General features: G+C 39.7%; 16 protein-coding genes, 2 pseudogenes and 1 other annotated feature. Of the genes and pseudogenes, 10 read left to right on the forward strand and 8 right to left on the reverse strand.

Features of this window, described 5'->3' with window-relative positions:
• Positions 1–263 precede the first annotated feature (263 nt).
• Positions 264–1,646 carry a group II intron reverse transcriptase/maturase gene (gene ltrA / locus SH603_RS01925; protein ID WP_321533896.1) on the forward strand — a complete coding sequence of 461 codons (1,383 nt, stop codon included), beginning with the start codon at positions 264–266 and terminating at the stop codon, positions 1,644–1,646.
• 95 nt (positions 1,647–1,741) lie between these two features.
• On the opposite strand, the gene SH603_RS01930 is transcribed toward ltrA, so the two are convergent.
• The 3 genes and pseudogenes from SH603_RS01930 to SH603_RS01940 form a co-directional block, all read right to left on the reverse strand.
• Positions 1,742–1,873: a hypothetical protein gene (locus tag SH603_RS01930; protein WP_263863256.1), complete on the reverse strand. Its 132-nt coding sequence runs from the start codon at positions 1,871–1,873 to the stop codon at positions 1,742–1,744.
• Positions 1,874–1,906: 33 nt separating this feature from the next.
• A pseudogene (locus SH603_RS01935) lies at positions 1,907–2,760 on the reverse strand (NAD(P)H-binding protein).
• 2 nt (positions 2,761–2,762) lie between these two features.
• Positions 2,763–3,218, reverse strand: a complete 456-nt coding sequence (locus tag SH603_RS01940; protein WP_169471394.1) for an Rrf2 family transcriptional regulator — start codon at positions 3,216–3,218, stop codon at positions 2,763–2,765.
• Positions 3,219–3,366: 148 nt separating this feature from the next.
• Here SH603_RS01940 and SH603_RS01945 point away from each other — a divergent pair, with 148 nt between their 5' ends.
• From SH603_RS01945 to msrB, 5 genes are all read left to right on the forward strand, one after another.
• Complete coding sequence (locus SH603_RS01945) at positions 3,367–4,266, forward strand: glycine betaine ABC transporter substrate-binding protein (protein ID WP_321534017.1); 900 nt, start codon at positions 3,367–3,369, stop codon at positions 4,264–4,266.
• Positions 4,267–4,330: 64 nt separating this feature from the next.
• Positions 4,331–4,996, forward strand: a complete 666-nt coding sequence (locus SH603_RS01950; protein WP_135951768.1) for an ABC transporter permease — start codon at positions 4,331–4,333, stop codon at positions 4,994–4,996.
• Positions 4,971–5,741: an ABC transporter ATP-binding protein gene (locus SH603_RS01955; protein WP_169478273.1), complete on the forward strand. Its 771-nt coding sequence runs from the start codon at positions 4,971–4,973 to the stop codon at positions 5,739–5,741. Before SH603_RS01950 ends, SH603_RS01955 begins: the two co-directional genes overlap by 26 nt.
• Positions 5,734–6,372: an ABC transporter permease gene (locus SH603_RS01960; RefSeq protein ID WP_169471398.1), complete on the forward strand. Its 639-nt coding sequence runs from the start codon at positions 5,734–5,736 to the stop codon at positions 6,370–6,372. Before SH603_RS01955 ends, SH603_RS01960 begins: the two co-directional genes overlap by 8 nt.
• A gap of 71 nt (positions 6,373–6,443) precedes the next feature.
• On the forward strand, positions 6,444–6,872 hold the full coding sequence (gene msrB, locus SH603_RS01965; RefSeq protein WP_035155634.1) for a peptide-methionine (R)-S-oxide reductase MsrB: 429 nt from the start codon (positions 6,444–6,446) through the stop codon (positions 6,870–6,872).
• A 75-nt stretch (positions 6,873–6,947) separates the two neighbouring features.
• Here the strand turns inward: msrB and SH603_RS01970 are convergent, their stop codons facing one another.
• The 5 genes from SH603_RS01970 to SH603_RS01990 form a co-directional block, all read right to left on the reverse strand.
• Positions 6,948–8,285, reverse strand: a complete 1,338-nt coding sequence (locus tag SH603_RS01970; protein WP_321534018.1) for a ClC family H(+)/Cl(-) exchange transporter — start codon at positions 8,283–8,285, stop codon at positions 6,948–6,950.
• Positions 8,286–8,630: 345 nt separating this feature from the next.
• Positions 8,631–9,776: an ArgE/DapE family deacylase gene (locus SH603_RS01975; RefSeq protein WP_086142143.1), complete on the reverse strand. Its 1,146-nt coding sequence runs from the start codon at positions 9,774–9,776 to the stop codon at positions 8,631–8,633.
• Positions 9,777–9,795: 19 nt separating this feature from the next.
• Entirely contained in the window at positions 9,796–10,503 is a 708-nt protein-coding gene (locus SH603_RS01980) for a methionine ABC transporter permease (protein ID WP_003667163.1), read from the reverse strand.
• Positions 10,478–11,542: a methionine ABC transporter ATP-binding protein gene (locus SH603_RS01985; protein ID WP_003665505.1), complete on the reverse strand. Its 1,065-nt coding sequence runs from the start codon at positions 11,540–11,542 to the stop codon at positions 10,478–10,480. The genes SH603_RS01980 and SH603_RS01985 overlap by 26 nt, the downstream gene beginning before the upstream one ends.
• 12 nt (positions 11,543–11,554) lie before the next feature.
• A complete protein-coding gene (locus tag SH603_RS01990; protein ID WP_019254252.1) occupies positions 11,555–12,406 on the reverse strand; it encodes a MetQ/NlpA family ABC transporter substrate-binding protein in 852 nt (283 codons plus the stop codon).
• Positions 12,407–12,497: 91 nt separating this feature from the next.
• Positions 12,498–12,741, reverse strand: a binding site (T-box leader).
• 256 nt (positions 12,742–12,997) lie between these two features.
• On the opposite strand from SH603_RS01990, the gene SH603_RS01995 reads away from it, so the two are divergent.
• The 4 genes and pseudogenes from SH603_RS01995 (at position 12,998) to SH603_RS02010 (ending at position 18,180) form a co-directional block, all read left to right on the forward strand.
• Positions 12,998–14,308: an IS1380 family transposase gene (locus SH603_RS01995; protein WP_321534019.1), complete on the forward strand. Its 1,311-nt coding sequence runs from the start codon at positions 12,998–13,000 to the stop codon at positions 14,306–14,308.
• Positions 14,309–14,652: 344 nt separating this feature from the next.
• Positions 14,653–15,783: an IS30 family transposase gene (locus SH603_RS02000; RefSeq protein WP_013923736.1), complete on the forward strand. Its 1,131-nt coding sequence runs from the start codon at positions 14,653–14,655 to the stop codon at positions 15,781–15,783.
• A 120-nt stretch (positions 15,784–15,903) separates the two neighbouring features.
• Positions 15,904–16,837, forward strand: a pseudogene (locus tag SH603_RS02005) (L-lactate dehydrogenase).
• Between the two features lie 146 nt (positions 16,838–16,983).
• A complete protein-coding gene (locus tag SH603_RS02010) occupies positions 16,984–18,180 on the forward strand; it encodes an MFS transporter (protein WP_321534020.1) in 1,197 nt (398 codons plus the stop codon).
• Positions 18,181–18,333: the final 153 nt, after the last annotated feature.

Here is an 18,333-nt window from a genome sequence, read left to right on the forward strand (position 1 = left end):
CTAGACAAGTTGAAGTCCAATACTACTCGAAGTTGGTCTCAGTAAAGCTAACGATGACATGGTACGAAAGCTAATATTCTTACCCGGGGAGATCTGGCCTACACGTTTCCGACAAGAGGAATAAGTTTAATTTCCACAGAAACAAGCGGTGCAGTGATGCAGTGTTGAGTAAGCCAGAAGTCAGCCGAGGTCATAGTAGTTTGAATAATCAGATGAAGGACTGAACGACAATAACTTGTAACTTATATCGGAGGTGTAATCAGGTGCGACAATCGCAGAAAACAGAACAACAAGCTGACCGCTTGTCGAGGATAGGTTTGGAAAACCGAAAGTACACAAGGGCGCGTAGTACCGGTTATGGTGAAGGTAAAGGTATGAGTGTCACTATCCAAGACCTGGTCTTGGATCGCAATAACCTTAATCAGGCTTATTTGCGAGTTAAGAGAAATAAAGGAGCAGCAGGCGTTGACGATATGACAGTCAATGACCTTCTGCCATATCTCAGAGAAAATAAGACGGAACTGATCGCTAGTTTGCGTGAGGGCAAGTATAAACCAGCTCCAGTCAAACGGGTAGAAATTCCGAAGCCTAATGGTGGAGTAAGAAGACTTGGAATACCAACGGTGGTGGACCGAATGGTTCAACAAGCTGTAGCCCAAATTCTTACGCCTATCTTTGAGCGTATTTTCTCTGATAATAGCTTTGGCTTCCGTCCCCACCGTGGGGCCCATGACGCTATTTCAAAAGTAGTAGATCTTTATAATCAAGGTTATCGAAGAGTTGTCGACTTAGACCTAAAAGCCTATTTTGATAACGTTAATCATGACTTGATGATTAAGTATCTCCAACAATATATTGATGACCCATGGACACTAAGACTCATTCGTAAGTTTCTAACTAGCGGAGTCTTAGACCATGGGCTTTTCGCTAAGAGTGAAAAAGGAACCCCACAAGGAGGGCCATTGTCACCACTACTGGCGAACATCTATCTAAATGAGTTGGACGAAGAGTTGACTAGACGTGGTCACCACTTTGTGCGCTATGCGGATGATTGTAACATCTATGTTAAAAGTCAACGAGCCGGAGAACGAGTAATGCGAAGCATTACCCAGTTTCTAGAAAAGCGCTTGAAAGTTAAAGTGAACCCAGATAAAACCAAAGTCGGTAGCCCGCTACGGTTGAAGTTTCTTGGCTTTTCGTTGGGTGTAGACCACAATGGGGCCTACGCCCGTCCAGCTAAACAATCGCAACAACGAGTAAAGAAAGCACTGAAGTTATTAACTAAACGTAATCGTGGAATATCTCTGACAAGAATGTTTGAAGAAATTCATCGAAAAATGCGTGGGTGGCTTCAGTACTACTCAATTGGGAAACTAACTAACTTTATTCAACGCCTTGACAAGTGGTTGAGGGTCCGAATAAGGCAGTATATTTGGAAGCAATGGAAAAAGTTTAAAACTAAGGTAACTAACTTACAGAAGTTGGGGATGTCCCAGCGTGATGCATATGTCTTCGCTAGTACCCGAAAGGGCTACTGGCGAACTGCACATAGTAAGACCTTGAGCTATTCTCTAACTAATAGAAAACTGGAACAACTCGGACTTATGAATATGTCCAAGACGCTCCAGTCAATTCAATGTGATTAAGTTGTCGAACCGCCGTATACGGAACCGTACGTACGGTGGTGTGAGAGGTCGATAATTGAACTAATCAATTATCTCCTACTCGATTTGTGACTATATTAACGATGAAATTTATAGTAAATAGCAATTCCCATAATCAAAAGAAGGACAAGGGCAGCAAGACGCGGGTTTGCTTTAAATAACTCGTGCATTGCATGAATTTGTCCAATACCAAGTGGAAGAGTAAACATAGAAAAGACACCCTTTCAAAATTTACTAAGCGCTTAGTAGTTTTTTATAAGGAATTCTTTCATATCTGTTGGTTGATGTCCAGTGATATGCGCAAAGTCGTCAGTAACTTGGTTCATCAAGCCTATTGCAGCTGCTTGGTACATAGAAGCGAGTTCGTTTCCGTCACCCTCAGCAGCGTAAATTTCAGCAAATTTTTTACGGTAACGGGGTCATAACCAATCTCTTCCCCCGTAACATTAGTCATAATATAACTAAGTTCTGGCATTGTATAATTTTTGCTCATGGTAAGGAGATAATTTTGTCCCTTATCTCGCAAGTATGGTTTAACTGCTACATTGGCGATAGCTTCAGCACTATCTTGGCGGGAAATAAAACTCATTGCCTGGTCACCAACTGGGTAAATAATGTTGTGGCGTTTAATTAATTCTGGAAGGTAAGGGACAAGTGGGTCAGCATACAATGAATTCTTAACAACGGCGTATTGAAGGCCGGAACTGGCAAGCCGGGCAGGTAAGTATGCGTAGTAACCAGCCATTTGGAAAGGATTGTTATATTGATCTGCAATAAAACTAACATCGACTAAATTATGAACGTCAGCCTTAAACATTGTGGTTAATGAATTCTCAAATTCGTCAATTCGATCCTTAACTAAATAGGTGATGCTTGGAATGTAGATAACAACATCGATTCTGCTAAAGGCTGCCGTCATCTTAGCAACGTCATGATAGTCAATTGCGGCAATTTCATATCCGGCATCTTTGAATTGGGAAGCTTTGGCGGGATTATGAACGCCGACACTGATGTTATCTGGGGATGTAAGTTTGCTTAATTGCTTAACAACGTGTTGACCAAGGTGCCCGGTTGCACCAGTAACCATATACTTCATTATTAGTTCCTTCTTTCTTTTTCGGCATCTTTTATTGCTTGCTTAACGCGAATAGTGTCGATGACATCTTGTAAACTGGTTCTTGCAAGTTTAGCTTTCGCGGCTGTTTCCGCTTGCTGGTAAAAGCCGTCAAGCGTCTCTTGGATATTCCCGCCAACGATGCATTGGGGATTTGTTCGTTCATCAATTGTAAATAGATGCGCATCCCCTTCGATCGCAAGAAAAATATCATAGAGTGAGATGTTTTCAGGTGGTTTTGCAAGCGCTGGATCAGCTGCACCATGGACGGTATTGATTAATCCAGCTTTATTGAGCGCGCTCATCAAACGTCGGACGACAACTGGCGAAGTTTCAATGCTGCTAGCGATATTATTACTTGTTAATGGAATAGTTCCTTGATAAATATTAATGAAAGCAAGAATATGGATGCTATCACTAAAACGGGTTGAAATTTTCATATTATCATTCCTTTAATGTTGATTGTAATTTATAAAGTTACATGATGTCAAGGGATTAAATTTACTGTTTCCTTGACAATTATTTTTCTTAGATATAGTATTAGTTTATCAATTGAAACTTTTTTAGTTACAAGTTAGGAGAAAATAAATGAGATTTAAGAAAATCGTTGCTCTTTCATTATTAAGCATTGCTGGCTTACTAGCAGGGACTATTACGCCAGCAGTAGCAAGTGCTGCCAGCAATAAACCAATTATTGTGGGTTCAAAAAATGTTTCAGAAAGTAAGACTGTCAGTGAAATTTACGCGCTCGCACTTGAGCATGAAGGTTATAAGGTTACTCGGAAACCCAACATTTCAAATAATGTGATTTTTAATGCAACACAAAAAGGCGTGGTTGATGTTTATCCTGATTATACGGGCACAATTGTAGAGGCATACCTTAAAAAGAAGGGGACCGGCAAGAGTACTAGTCAAATGGCTAAATTAGCACACGATGGTATTCAAAAAGACGGCTTAACGACATTTAAATACGCCCCAGGTGATAATCGCCAAGGTGTTGCAATGCCAACTAAGGACGCAAAGAAGTACCACATTACCAATTTAAGTGAACTGCAAAAGAATGCAAAGAAGATTAACTTTGCTTCACAGGGTGAGTTCGAAAAACGTGCTGATGCCCTTCCGGAAATGAATAAGGTGTATGGTAAATTTGATTTTAAGTCGATTAAGGATTATGACGTAAATTTACTCTATAAGATTATGGAACAAGGGAAAGCACAAGCAGCTCCGGTTTCAACAACTGATGGTCAATTAGCAACTGACAAGTTTACTTTACTAAAGGACAATAAGAACATATGGCCACCATATAATTTAGTTCCAGTAGTAAATAAAAAAGCTGTCAAAAGTCATCCCAAAATGGAGCAAGCCTTAAATAAAGTTGATGCGAAGTTAACAACTAAGCAATTAACAGATCTAAACAAGAAAGTTAATGTCGACGGGCAAAATTATAAGACTGTTGCTAAAAATTGGTATAATCAAAATATGAAATAAGTGCCAAAGGGGCAGATAGCTAGTTTTTCTTGTTAGGTATTTGCTCCTTCGTTATAGGTAATAGATGGGGAGTGGTAGCTTGCTGGGGCAAATAATTCAGTATTTTCAAACAAATAGCGGCCAATATTGGCAATATGTTGGTCAGCATATAGTTCTGACTGTTGCAACGCTAGTGATTTCAATGATCATTGCATTGCCATTAGGATATATTGGTTCACGAATAAAACCAGTTGCTCAATTTTGTGTGATGTTTGCGCAATTGTTGCGAATTATTCCTAGTTTGGCATTGCTGTTTTTATTAATTCCATTTATTGGAACGGGGGTTGTCCCTGCGTTAATTGCTTTAATTGTTTTAGCGCTTCCGCCGTTGCTAATCAATACAATTCTTGGTTTTAATGAAGTGAGTCCACTATATAAGGAAGTTGGGATAGCTTTAGGGATGGATCAGCGCCAATTACGTCGGCAAATAGAAATTCCCCTGGCGTTGCCCTATATTTTAAACGGAATAAAACTAGCATTGGTTGAAATCATTGCTAGTGCAACCTTAGCTACTTATATTGGTGCTGGTGGATTGGGGACCCTAATATTTACTGGCTTAGGATTATACGATATGAGTTATGTAGTGATTGGCGCAGTAAGCGTTGCTATTTTATCCTTGCTGGCAATGATTAGCTTTGATTTTTTAATTAGAAAGGTACAAAAGCATGACAGAACCAATTATTCAATTTAAGCATGTTGAGAAGCGTTTTAACGATCAAACGGTGATTCCTGATCTCAATTTTACAGTCAACAAGGGCGAATTTATAACGATTCTTGGCTCATCTGGTTCAGGGAAAACTACTACCTTGAAAATGATTAATGGGTTGATAGCGCCAAGTGCTGGTGAAATTTTAATTGATGGACAAAAGCTTCGGGAACTCGATCTAGTAAAATTGCGCCGGCACATGGGATATGTTGTCCAACAGATCGGATTATTCCCTCATATGACAATTGGACAAAATATTGCAGTTGTGCCTAAGATGCTGCATTGGGATAAGAAAGAGATTAATAATCGTGTTAAAGAATTACTAAGTCTTGTTCAACTAACCCCCACTGAATATATAAACCGCTATCCTCAACAATTATCTGGGGGCCAACAACAACGCGTAGGAGTGGCAAGGGCCTTAGCAACTAATCCGCCATATGTGTTATTTGACGAACCCTTTGGCGCGCTGGATGCCTTAACAAGGATGGAATTGCAACGAGAGATAAAAAAGATTCATGAGTCATTGGCAGAAAAGACTTTTATGTTTGTAACCCATGATATTAACGAAGCTTTATTTTTAGGCCAACGAGTGATGATCATGCATGAAGGACGTATTGTTCAATTTGCTACGCCAGAAGAAATTGTTCGCCGTCCAGCAACGGAATTTGTTGAGCAGCTTTTAGGAACGATTCGCCAAAATCAAGATTTGTGGAGGCGACAATATGATTGAGTATTGGAATGAGAATTGGCCGATAATGCTTGATGATGTGCAGCAACATGCAACGATGGTTCTTTCTTCATTAGCAATTGCCTTAGTGATTGCGGTTGTAATAATCTTATTATTCTTACGGCGTGAAAAATGGCTTAACAGTTTGATCTATTTCTTTTCACTCTTATATTCAATTCCAAGTTTTGCATTTTTTGCCTTACTCTTACCGATTTCTGGATTAGGAATGAAGACTGCAATTATTGTTTTAACGATCTACTCTGAATATGTCCTATTGCGTTCCTTCATTACGGGAATCCGTGGCGTTGATCCACAATTAATCGAAGTTGGTGTGGGGATGGGAATGACATCTCGACAGGTTTTTCACCAAATTCAATTGCCACTAGCATTACCGGCAATTTTTAGCGGAATCCAAGTGGCACTAGCTTCGACAATGGCAATGGCGACTATTGCGGCAACGATCAATGCTGGTGGGCTTGGTCAATTATTATTTGAAGGACTGCAGGGGCAACAGGTAGTGCCGATTTTGTGGGGAACAATTTTAACAATGGCTTTAACATTAGTTTGTGCCGGAATTGTTCAATTGATTTCGTGGATGTTGTTGCATCGATGGAAAGGAGTGTTAAATAACTGAGCAGGAAATTAGTAGTATTCACTGAGAATTCGTATAATCAAAATAGGTAACGAAAACGAGGAGGATGCTGAATGGATAAAAATGAATTAAAGAAATTAACGCCAATGCAATATGCTGTGACTCAAATGGGAGTTACGGAAAAACCATATAGTGGTAAATATGATCGATTTGATGAACCGGGTATTTATGTTGACGTTGTTAGTGGGGAACCATTATTCTCATCATTAGATAAATACGATGCAGGATGTGGTTGGCCGGCATTTACTAAACCAATTAAGAAGCGTGCTCTTACAGAAAAGCGCGATCAATCATTTGGGATGGAACGAACCGAGGTAAGAAGTAAGGAAGCTGATTCACATCTAGGTCATGTCTTTACTGATGGCCCAACTGAGCGCGGAGGATTGCGCTATTGCATCAATTCAGCCGCTCTGCAGTTTATCCCGGTTGATAAATTGCAAGAAGAAGGTTACGGAGAATATTTAAGTTTGTTTGATAAATAGTTAAAAATCGAGAATGAGGCTGAGAGAAAACAAAAGTTTTCTCCCAGCCTCATTCTCGATTTTGGCTTTAAATTATTATTTTTCTTCTAACATTGCGTCATAAAGTGAAGGACGACCACCTAATAGGCGATTAACGTAATAGGCGACTAAAGTAATTAAGGTCATTGGTAAAATTTGTTCAACTGAACCCACCATTTCAGTTACTAATAAAATTGCTGTAAATGGTAGTCCTTCTGCCCCGCCAAAATATGCGGCCATTGAAATTATAATGATGTTGACATAGCAGCTGGCAGGGATTATTCCCATATGGATAAGAATAGTTCCAGTTAATGCGCCGATAACGGTTCCTAAAACAAATAATGGCATGAAAATACCTCCGGGGACATTAGCACCATATGCGATCATTGTGCCACCGAAACGAAGGATGAAATAAACTAATAAAATCGCGATCATTGCTTGCCAATTTGTTGAAAGGGACATATTGGTGACGTACTTAATGAAATCGTGACTACCACCAAGGATATAAGGATTCCATAATCCAACAGGAATAACTAATAATAATGGAATAATGCTATGGAATTCTTTGGGAATAAAGGTGATTCTGCTGTACCACCAGGTGAGGTTGAGAGCAGCAAATTGAAAACAGTATGCTAAGAAACCAATAACAATTCCCGCAACGATTAACCATGGATAAGATGCGACAGGCAATTTGGTTGTTATTGGAATATATAAGCAGGGCTTAATGCCAAAAAACAAAAAAGTAATAAATGCAGAAACAATGGAAGAAGTTAAAGCGGGAATCCAAATTTGGGAATTGAAATTATGAGTCATTTCTTCTAGTAAAAACATTGTTCCTGCTAGAGGAGCGCTGAAAGCAGCAGATAACCCGGCAGCAACGTCACATTCCATTAATAAATATTTATCTTTATCTGTGAGGTGAAAAAATTTTTCGTTAAAGCAAGCTCCAATACAAGCACCAATTTGGATACTTGGTCCTTCACGTCCTAAGAAAAGTCCAGGACAGATAGTGAGCAAACTAGCAACAAACTTTCGCCATAATACAGGCCACCAATGGATACGATGTCTTCCTAGCAAAACAGCTTTTAATTGTGTAACCCCGGAACGAACAACGTCCTCTTCATAAGGCTTTACAATTTTTCCAATTAACCATGCAACGATAAATGTACCTAATACATAAGGGATCAAAACTAAGGGATATTTTCCCATAAAAGGATAGATAATAGTAAGTAAAGTCAGTGTATGATCGATAATCCAGCGAAAGACCCCGATTACAAGACCAGTTACTATCCCAATAGCAATGCTAACGCCAAGGTAACGCGAAACAATGGAGGTGAATGGTTTTCCTAAAATGTCCCGTGCCCGTTTGTGATATAAGGTATTTTCATTTTTCACAAATATTGCCTCCAATACGGTGTTTTCCCTATATTAGCATAAAAAGAGAGTGAACAATAACAGTCTGCGAGAGATAAGTATTGTTCACCCTTATTTTCTATGAGCTTGTTAATAAAATCTATGTTGGTGTTTACCACCCACAAATAAACTTATAATTGAAGCTAATAAAATTGCGGAAAAACTTACAACGGCGATTACGTTACTCAATAATGACATCATGGTAAACACCCTTTCTTAATAAAAATGACATCGCTTTCATCAACTACATTATAACATTAGTTGGCTATAATTGATTAAAAAGCATCTCTTATTTTACTAATTAGGGTATTCATTTAAACATCTTGCTTATTCTTTGAAGAAATCACGAATAATTTGCTTATAAGCTTTAATTGTAGCAACGTAACTGGAAATAGTTGTATATTCATCATTTTGATGAGCCGCATTCCAATCATCACAACCTAAAATTACAACCGGAAGATCTGGCCGATTTAATGTAAATACACTCGCATCTGTTGCACCATTGATAATATCGAGTTTGATATCATTTGGATAATTGCGCTGAGCAGCATTGAGGGCGATTTGGACAAAATCATTATTAGGTTCTGTTGCAATGGGATAGAAATCTTGAATAATTTTTAGTTCTAATTGGAAGGGAGTTGTGTGATTAATGTATTCAAGCGCATCGTTTAATCGATCTGCAACTTTAACATTATTAAATGCTGCCGTGGGACGAATATTGCCATGTAAACTAGCGCTGTCGGGGATGGTATTAACTTGAGAACCACCATCAATAACTGTAATACTATGCTGTACTTTACCGAGATATTGATCATCCTTGCTATTATCAAAAAGGTGTTTTTCTTCTTCGATAAACTTTAGCAACCCTTCAATTGCATTAATACCGTTTTGCGGATGCGAGCTATGGCAAGACTTTCCATAGCTAGTAACGCGATAGTTCATACTTCCTGAGTGAGCAAAAATAACGTTTCCGCCAGTTGGTTCGCCGACTACTAATGCATCAAGATCATCGGCAACCCCTTGTTTTTGTAATCGATAGGCACCAGGAGTACCGAGTTCTTCTCCGGCGGTAGCAATAAACCTAACCGTTCCTGATGGCAACTGACCAGCTTCTTTTAATTCGATTAAGACGATGGCTTGAGCAGCCAGACCGCTTTTCATATCAGCTGCTCCCCGACCGAAAACATAATCACCGTTAATTTCACCGCCAAAGGGATCATGTTGCCAGCGATCTGGATTAGGTACTGCCACAGTGTCTTGATGCCCAGTAAGCCCAAGAATTTTTTTGCTTTCACCAGTTCCAATTTCCGCGATCAAATTTGCACGACGGTCACCAAATTCATCAACTTTTGAATCAATTCCGTGACTTGCTAAAAGTTTTTGTAAGTAATGGGCTACTTCAACTTCATTTCCATTAACAGAATGAATTTTTATTAAATCTTGCAGTACTTTGACTTTTTCACTGACTTCCATAATAACCCCTCCTAGTATGTTAACGGTCTTGGTGGTTAAGCTTCTTGGCTAAAATATCGCCAACTACTTGAATGATTAAAACAAATAAAAGAACAAGAATCGTGGCGACAAGGGTTACGTCGTTGTTAAAGCGGTCGTAACCGTATGAAATAGCAGTATTACCCAAACCACCAGCACCAATTGCACCAGCCATTGCAGTAAGGCTAACTAAACTAATTAGTGTAACGGTGGAGACACGGACAAGTTCAGAACGTGCTTCGCGGAGGTAAACGTCAATAATAATATCCCAGTTAGTAGCCCCAATAGCTTGGGCAGCTTCAATTTTACCGTGGTCAACACTTTCAAGCGCAACTTGAACTTGACGAGCATAGAAAGCAAATACACCTAATGAAAGCGGCACTAATGCGGCGGTTGTTCCAATCTGTGTTCCAACAATCAATTGGGTGAAGGGGGCAATGAAGGCCAACAAAATGATAAATGGAATTGCCCGGAAAACAGATACGACTTTATCAACGATACTAAAAACAATTCGATTTTCTAAAATTCCACCGGGCTCAGTGACCACAAGCGCAACTCCGAAAATTAATCCTAAAATTCCGCCGAAGATAGCAGGCCAGAAAGTCATGTAGATAGTTTGAACGATTGAAGTGCCCCAACCGTTGTCACCACCCCAACCAAGTTGAATTACATTTGGTATAAGATTATTCATTCCAAATCCTCCGATCATCAATCTTTGTGACAGTAACATCGTTTTCTTTTAAGAAGTCAATAGCTTGTTGACGCTTATCAGCATCGCCCTTAATAACCACAAACAGGGTACCGACTGGTGAACCAGCCAAGACTTCAATATTTCCATAAAGCATACTTGCTTCAACTTGCAACTTCTTATATAACTCGATAATGATCGATTTAGTCACGTTATTTGCATCGTAGACCAATTGCAGCAACTCTTCATCATCGTCAAGGTGGCCAAGGTCAAATGCTTTAAGGGTATCGACTGCGGCTAAGGAACCTCCCACAAATTGACGGGTTAAGTCCTGTTGTGGTTGGAGGAACACCTTCTGCAAGGTGCCGCGCTCAATGATTTGTCCATATTCCATGACAGCAATCTTATTAGCTACTCGTTTAACGGCATCCATCTCATGGGTAATGAGGACAATCGTTAAATCTAATTTTTCGTTGAGCCGTTTAAGAAGGTCCAAAATCTGATTAGTGTTTTGGGGGTCAAGAGCCGAAGTAGCCTCATCAGAAATTAGGATTTCAGGATCATTAGCTAATGCCCGGGCAATGGAAACTCGTTGTTGTTCACCACCAGATAATTGAACCGGGTAGAATTCAGCCTTATCCTTTAAGCCAACTAAGTCTAAAAGTTCAAGCGCCTTCTTCTCCTTTGCGTCATCATCCAGGTCAGTATGTTTAAGAGCAAAAAGGACATTTTCAATTACTGAAGTTTCATTTAATAAATTGAAGTGTTGAAAAATCATTCCAATTTTTCGGCGCTTTTCTTGTAACTCTTTATTACTAATTTGCTGTTGATGGTCTTTGAAAAAAACAGTGCCATTAACTGTTACTGAACCAGCGGTAGGAAGTTGTAGGAGGTTGATAGTTCGAACTAATGTTGATTTACCAGCTCCAGAATAACCAACAATCCCATAAATGTCGCCTTTTTCTACTTTTAAGGTAACATCCTTAACGGCATGAACAACCTGTTTTCGTTGCTTAAAAGTTACGCTAATGTTGTCTAAGTCAATGATCGGGTTCGCCATATTAATCCTCCTTTATTTATTGAAGTTGAGGTCCCAAGCAGGAATTTCTGCTGTTCCGTATAGTTTCTTAATTTCTCGTTTTGTTTTTTCAGTTTGGTAAGCACGCACAACATCTTTGTAAATCTTGTTGTTCTTTTCACTGCCTTTAACAGCAATAATGTTGACCCATTGCTTTGAATCCTTGTTAACTGGTTCAACGAAAATAGCACTCTTGTAATTAAGACCAGCAGCTTGCGCATAGTTAGTGTTAACTACTGCGGCATCAACGTTATCTAACGACCGGGCTGTTTGATCAGCGGCTAATTCTTTAATCTTAAGATCGCGTGGGTTCTTAGAAATTGAACTTACGGTTGCGAGCTTTGTGCCCTTCTTTAGGTCAATCAAACCAGCATTCTTTAATGCGAATAATGCCCGTGATTCGTTTGAAGCATCATTTGGTACTGCGATCGTTCCACCATTAGGAATTTCCTTTACACTCTTGTATTGCTTGGAGTATAACCGGATTGGAGTAATAAATGTATCACCTAAAGAAACAAGATCAGTTTTATGGGCTTTATTCCAAGTTTGTAAGAATAACTTGTGTTGGAAGGCGTTTAAGTCAACATCGCCATTTTCCAAAGCCTTGTTTGGTTGGTTGTAATCAGTGAATCGTTTGAATTTTAAAGTGACATTGTACTTATCTTTAGCGGTTTTGCTTACTGAATTCCAAATTTCATCGTCTTGTTTTGAACCAGCCATAATCCCGACAGTAACAGTCCGTTTTGCTTGTTGCTGCGGACGGATAAAACTAAAGTATCCGGCAATAACAACGATAAGTGCAACTACTGACCAAATAATGATATTTCTTCTTTTCTTTCTCTTCATAGTAAAAACTCCCTTTCAATCAATTAAATATTTTCGTTGGTTAATTAAAACGTTAAGTTGCTAGTAAATAAAAAAGCACTCGTCCCTTTATTCAAAGGACGAGTGCTTCGCGTTACCACCTTTATTTGCCGGATCTTCACAGACCCAGCCTCAGTAGGTTACTCTAATAAAATAATTAGAATTACCTAGCACTAATAACGTGTGCTAACCCGTTATCGACTAACAATCATCGATACCATTCCAAGCCCATCTTCAGTAGTTACGCTTGCTTCTTCACACCACCCAGAAGCTCTCTTAAAAGCCTCGCTACTTACTCTGCTTTTCGATATGTTTTAACGTTCAATTAATTGTTACGTGTTCCATTATAATGATTCTCTAATTTTTGTCAACGTGTTTTTTAATTTAAATTTTACTTTATTTGAGTCCCTGAATTATTCACCATAAGTTCTCCAAGCACAGCGTCACCCCGTTATCATGGGCGGTACTGTGTTTTTTTGTTTTTCACCTTTTTAGTGCAGAAAAAGAACCTCCGATTTGGTATAGTTGATTCACCACAAGTCAGCTATCCACCAAAAGAAAGAGGTCCTTCTCATGGCAACTTTACCGGAAAAACGAGTTAATTTCAATCCTAAATTACATATTTCGCACACTGGTGGTGAACTTTCCACTGATGCTGGGCTAGTGTTGGTCAAAGAATTAATGGCGCAACTCAATTTCACGACCTTAGCGTATCAATTAGTCCATTTTGATGACCAGCGCCATTACGCTCGTTACAGCAACGTTAGTCTACTAGAGCAGGTCGTGCTGCAGTTGATCGCCGGCTACCCTGCCGATCTAGCTGCCACTAGTTTGCGCGATGACCCCACATTTAAATTACTATTGACACAACCGCAATTGGCCTCACAACCGTCGTTATCCCGTTTTTGGCAACGCTGTGACGAGCAGACCATCACCTCATTACAAACGTTGAATCAAGCATTGCTTGACCAAGCGTGGACTGGCGCCAAGCAACAACAGCTAATTCTCGATATTGACTCGACCCATGCCGATACTCATGGTCATCAGGAAAAAACGGCCTTTAATGCGCATTACGGTACCACGGGTTACCATCCGCTGGTCGCTTTTGACGGGCAAACGGGCCACTGTTTAAAGGCTCAATTGCGCCCAGGTAATGTTTATACCAGTACGGATATTGCCCCCTTTATCACACCACTACTACAGCACTATCATCAAGTCAAACCGAACGCTGATATCTTGGTCCGCGGGGATAGTGGCTTTGCGACTCCAGAATTATACGAAACTTGTGAAGCCAACGACACTTTTTACTTGATCCGCCTGAAAGCCAATCGGCGGCTGAACCAACTGGCTGAACGTTTTGTTCAGATCAGTGATGAGCAGAATTGGACTGAGACCGAGGTCCATTATTATCGCGCGTCTTATCAAGCCCGATCATGGCCTAAGCCGCGCCAGATCTATATTAAATCAACTCGACCAGCTGGTGAATTGTTATTTCAACATGAATACCTCGTGTCCAATTTAACGAGTTTTGTCGCCGAAGATGCGTTTCACGCCTATCACCAACGGGGTCAAATGGAAAACTATATCAAGGAAGCCAAAGCTGGCTTTTACCTGGATAAAATGACTAGCTCGCAATTTATACCAAATTATGCCCGCATGATGCTCAGTGTCCTCGCTTATAATTTAGTCAGCTTGATGCGCCAATTGTTGCCTGCACAACATCAGCGATTACAGGTTACAACCTTGCGCTTATGGCTGTTTAAAGTAGCGGGTAAGCTGGTGACCAGCGGCCGGCAACTTTATCTAAAATTAAGTCGCCACCACGTCTATCAGGATTTGTTTTATCAACTGTTAGCTCGAATCCAAGCGCTACAGTGGGGCTAGCTCAGTACGATAAATCAAAAAAAGGCCGTTCGACCAAGGGGCAAGTACGCCCAAAATTGAGGATCAAAGATTTATCCAGCCCCATAATTTGGTAGCCTTTAGCAAAAACAGTACATCTTGGTTTGACTACGCCATAGCAGCACGAGAATTGGTCCAAAATTGTGCGGTATGCCGATATTAAACCTCGTATGAATAATTCGAGGAGTCATCAATCGTTTTTTATTTTGCGGTGGATTATAGAATGAAGTTAGCCACCCAGTTGGTGGTAAATAAAAAACGCCATTCGGCGTGACATCAGGTATCATATTAAGTGAACCAAACCTATATGAAAGGATGTCCGTCAAATGACGCACTTAAATGATACCATGTCTACTAGTTTATTGACTACTCATAAAAAGAATGCTCATCTTACTAAAGAAGAACGTGTGATGATTGCGACTTTAAAGTCGCAAGGACTTTCCAATCGCGCAATTGGTCGCCAATTAGGAGTTAATCATCAAACAATTAATAACGAGCTCAACCGTGGTACGGTCCGCCAACTTCGTCGTCAAAAATCTAATGGTAAGATTTACGAATATTCTTACTACATCTATAGTTATGAAGCTGGTCAGGCCACATATCTTGAACATCACCGCCATTCTGGTCGTCGTCGCTTATATTATTCTTCAAAGCAATTTTTACGATTAGCTGATCAGCTAATGCTTGGTGAGTTTGACGACCACCATTACTCCCCACAAGCGGTTATTTATAAGGCTCGAGATTTAATGAATGATGGCACCCTGATCCCAAAGTCGGTTGTAACTTTATATCAATGGATTAATGAGGGTGTGCTTCGTACGTCCAATTTAGACCTCTTTGAAAAACCTAAACGTAAGCATCATCGAACTCATCCGCAAGCTAAAAGGTGCTTAGGGCCTAATATTGCTCAACGACCTCAAACTGCGGACCAACGGTCCGAAATTGGCCATTGGGAACTAGATACAGTTCAGGGACAGAAAAACGGTAATGACAGTGTTGTACTAGTAATGACTGATCGCCTTTCACGAGTTAATATCACGAGTAAAATTGCTGGTAAAACTGCGCATGCAGTAAATCAGTTCTTTATAAATTTACGCCAGAAAATGGGCACAGATGCTTACTATCGCATCTTTAAGACAATAACCTCTGACAACGGTTCAGAATTTAGTGAGTTAACACAAGTTCACGATCATGTTTTCTATGCTGATCCGTATTCCCCTTGGGAACGTGGATCCAATGAGATCAATAACCGGTTTCTCCGCAAGGAGATTACCAAAGGTGAAGCTATAAATAACTATAGTAGTGCTCAGATCATAGCGACTAATGATTGGATGAATCACTATCCACGAGCTATGTTTAATGGACATTCGTCAATGGATATCTATCGTAAGGCCTTCTACCAAGAGATATCACAGCTCCATCAACCAATAATCAATTGGTCAGTATTATTTATTTGAGTCCAGTGGCTAACTTATTCTTGAAATTTAGGTTTTTTATTTTGCCTGTCTATAGTAATTAAAAAATAATTATGTTAAGATTGGAAAATAATTAAAAATAAATTAAAAGGGGTCTTAGTAATGACACGAAAAGTTGGAGTTATCGGAATGGGTAATGTGGGGGTCAACGGTTGCCCACTATATTGTGGCAATGGGCTTTGCAGATGACCTAGTGCTGATCGACAAAAACGAAGCAAAGGTTAAGGCAGATGCACTTGATTTTGAAGATGCGATGGCTAATTTGCCTTTCCATACCAATATTACTGTTAATGATTACAGTGCATTGAAGGATGCGGATGTAATTGTATCCGCGTTAGGAAATATCAAACTTCAAGATAATCCTAATGCTGATCGTTTTGCGGAACTTCCATTTACCCGCCAAGCAGTAAAAGAGGTTGCACAAAAGATCAAGGAAAGCGGCTTTAACGGCAAGATCGTGGCTATTACTAACCCGGTTGATGTTATTACCTCGCTCTACCAAAAAATAACAGGTCTTCCGAAGAACCATGTATTAGGAACAGGAACCCTGCTTGACTCTGCACGAATGAAGCGGGCAGTGGCTGAACGACTTAATTTAGATCCGCGTTCTGTAGATGGTTATAATCTTGGAGAACATGGTAATTCACAATTTACAGCATGGTCCACTGTTCGCGTTCTTGGCCGTCCTTTAACTGAATTAGCAGATAAGCGCGGATTAGACTTAGAAGAGCTTGATAAGGAAGCTAAGATGGGTGGCTGGACTGTCTTTCAAGGGAAAAAGTATACTAATTATGGAGTTGCAACGGCAGCTGTTAAGCTCGTCAATGCAATTTTATCCGATTCATTAACTGAATTACCGGTATCAAATTTCCGTGAAGAATATGGAGTCTACTTATCTTACCCAGCGGTTGTTGGTCGTGATGGAGTTGTAGAACAAGCACAACTTGACTTGACAGAAGAAGAACTGCAAAAGCTGCAAACATCAGCCGATTTCATTAAGGAAAAGTATCAAGAAAGTTTGCAAGCAAAAGATTAAGGAAAACTTAAATAAAGAAAATAGACTAGCATAAAAAAATTATGCATGGTAGAGTTGCTTCTATACTTAACAAATAAAAGTGGCGTCATCAGATAAATTTGGTGGCACCACTTTTATTCTGTAAAAATATAGAAAGGAAATATATCATGACAAAAGAAGTAAAGCGTGTAATCTTTGTAGTCCTTTTTTGTGAGTTTTTGATTTGTCTCGGAATGAGTCTTATCTTCCCAGTTGAACCGTTCATTAAAAATGAATACCACTTTACTGCCTTTGACATGGGAGTGATGTCTTCCCTATTTGCGTTTGTGCAATTTATTGCTTCACCCATTGTTGGTCGGATTTCAGACAAGGTTGGACGAAAACCAATGTTAGTATGGGGATTGCTGATATTTGCGATTGCTGAATTTATTTTTGCCTTAGCACAGCATTTATGGTTATTTGACTTATCACGGGCTGTCGATGGATTATCAGCAGCTATGTTTGTGCCAACATCAATGGCATTAGCGGCAGACATTACTAGTGAAAAAGACCGCGCCAAAGTTATTGGGTGGTTGTCAGCAGCTTTTAGTGGGGGATTAATTTTAGGACCAGGTCTTGGTGGAATGTTAGCGCATGTAAATTATAAATTCCCATTTTGGGTTGCTGGTATTCTGGGATTGATTAGTACGGTTGTTGCTTGGCGCTTTTTACCTCACGATGAGGATGAACTATTTAAGAGTGAAACTAAAAATCCGGAAAATGAATTATTGACTGGTGGTTGGAGTCAGTTGAAACAAATTATGACCCCAATACTAATCACGCTCTTTGGAATGATCTTTGTAGCTTCATTTGGATTAGCTGGCTTTGAAAGTATCTATAGTTTATATGTCAATGAAGTTCATAATTTTGACTTAAACGCAATAGCGCTTGTTTTAACCCTCAACGGGATTATTTCGCTTATTCTGCAAGTCTTTTTCTTTGATCGGCTAGTTCGTTGGCTGGGAGAAGTTCGACTAATGCGATACAGTTTTTTCCTTAGTTTAGTTGGAACGATCATGGTGATTTATGATCACAATCATTGGCATATCATTATTGCAACCTTGTTTGTTTTTGAAGCGTTCGATCTGTTGCGCCCAACAATTACTACATTGTTAACTAAGATGAGCAAGACAAACCAAGGATTATTGAACGGGGTAAATATGTCATTGACAAGTGTGGGAAATATTATTGGGCCTCTTATTAGTGGCTATTTATTAGATGTTAATTATCAATATCCATATTGGTTCGTATCGATATTCCTAATTATTTCCTGGGTAATAACGCTTGTTTTAGGACGGGAAAGAAAAGCAGCTGCTAACGATTAAATGTTTAATTTTATGTAAGAAAAGAAAATGGGAGCGAGACAGAAGTCACTCGTGACTTCGTTTTTCGACGCGAAGCTAGCCTCTGGGAGCCCCCGCAAGCAACAATAGGCCTTCAGTGTTCGACATTTGCCGGACGCTGAAGGCCATTATTGT

It is taken from the genome of Limosilactobacillus reuteri (assembly GCF_034259105.1).
In the GTDB taxonomy this organism is placed as follows: domain Bacteria; phylum Bacillota; class Bacilli; order Lactobacillales; family Lactobacillaceae; genus Limosilactobacillus; species Limosilactobacillus reuteri_G.

Excerpts from the sequence above, each read along its gene's own strand:
- SH603_RS01930 (WP_263863256.1), bottom strand. The coding sequence starts at position 1,873 with ATGTTTACTCTTCCACTTGGTATTGGACAAATTCATGCAATGCACGAG.
- SH603_RS01940 (WP_169471394.1), bottom strand. The coding sequence starts at position 3,218 with ATGAAAATTTCAACCCGTTTTAGTGATAGCATCCATATTCTTGCTTTC.
- SH603_RS01945 (WP_321534017.1), top strand. The coding sequence starts at position 3,367 with ATGAGATTTAAGAAAATCGTTGCTCTTTCATTATTAAGCATTGCTGGC.
- SH603_RS01950 (WP_135951768.1), top strand. The coding sequence starts at position 4,331 with ATGGGGAGTGGTAGCTTGCTGGGGCAAATAATTCAGTATTTTCAAACA.
- SH603_RS01955 (WP_169478273.1), top strand. The coding sequence starts at position 4,971 with ATGACAGAACCAATTATTCAATTTAAGCATGTTGAGAAGCGTTTTAAC.
- SH603_RS01960 (WP_169471398.1), top strand. The coding sequence starts at position 5,734 with ATGATTGAGTATTGGAATGAGAATTGGCCGATAATGCTTGATGATGTG.
- msrB (WP_035155634.1), top strand. The coding sequence starts at position 6,444 with ATGGATAAAAATGAATTAAAGAAATTAACGCCAATGCAATATGCTGTG.
- SH603_RS01975 (WP_086142143.1), bottom strand. The coding sequence starts at position 9,776 with ATGGAAGTCAGTGAAAAAGTCAAAGTACTGCAAGATTTAATAAAAATT.
- SH603_RS01980 (WP_003667163.1), bottom strand. The coding sequence starts at position 10,503 with ATGATCGGAGGATTTGGAATGAATAATCTTATACCAAATGTAATTCAA.
- SH603_RS01985 (WP_003665505.1), bottom strand. The coding sequence starts at position 11,542 with ATGGCGAACCCGATCATTGACTTAGACAACATTAGCGTAACTTTTAAG.
- SH603_RS01990 (WP_019254252.1), bottom strand. The coding sequence starts at position 12,406 with ATGAAGAGAAAGAAAAGAAGAAATATCATTATTTGGTCAGTAGTTGCA.
- SH603_RS01995 (WP_321534019.1), top strand. The coding sequence starts at position 12,998 with ATGGCAACTTTACCGGAAAAACGAGTTAATTTCAATCCTAAATTACAT.
- SH603_RS02000 (WP_013923736.1), top strand. The coding sequence starts at position 14,653 with ATGACGCACTTAAATGATACCATGTCTACTAGTTTATTGACTACTCAT.
- SH603_RS02010 (WP_321534020.1), top strand. The coding sequence starts at position 16,984 with ATGACAAAAGAAGTAAAGCGTGTAATCTTTGTAGTCCTTTTTTGTGAG.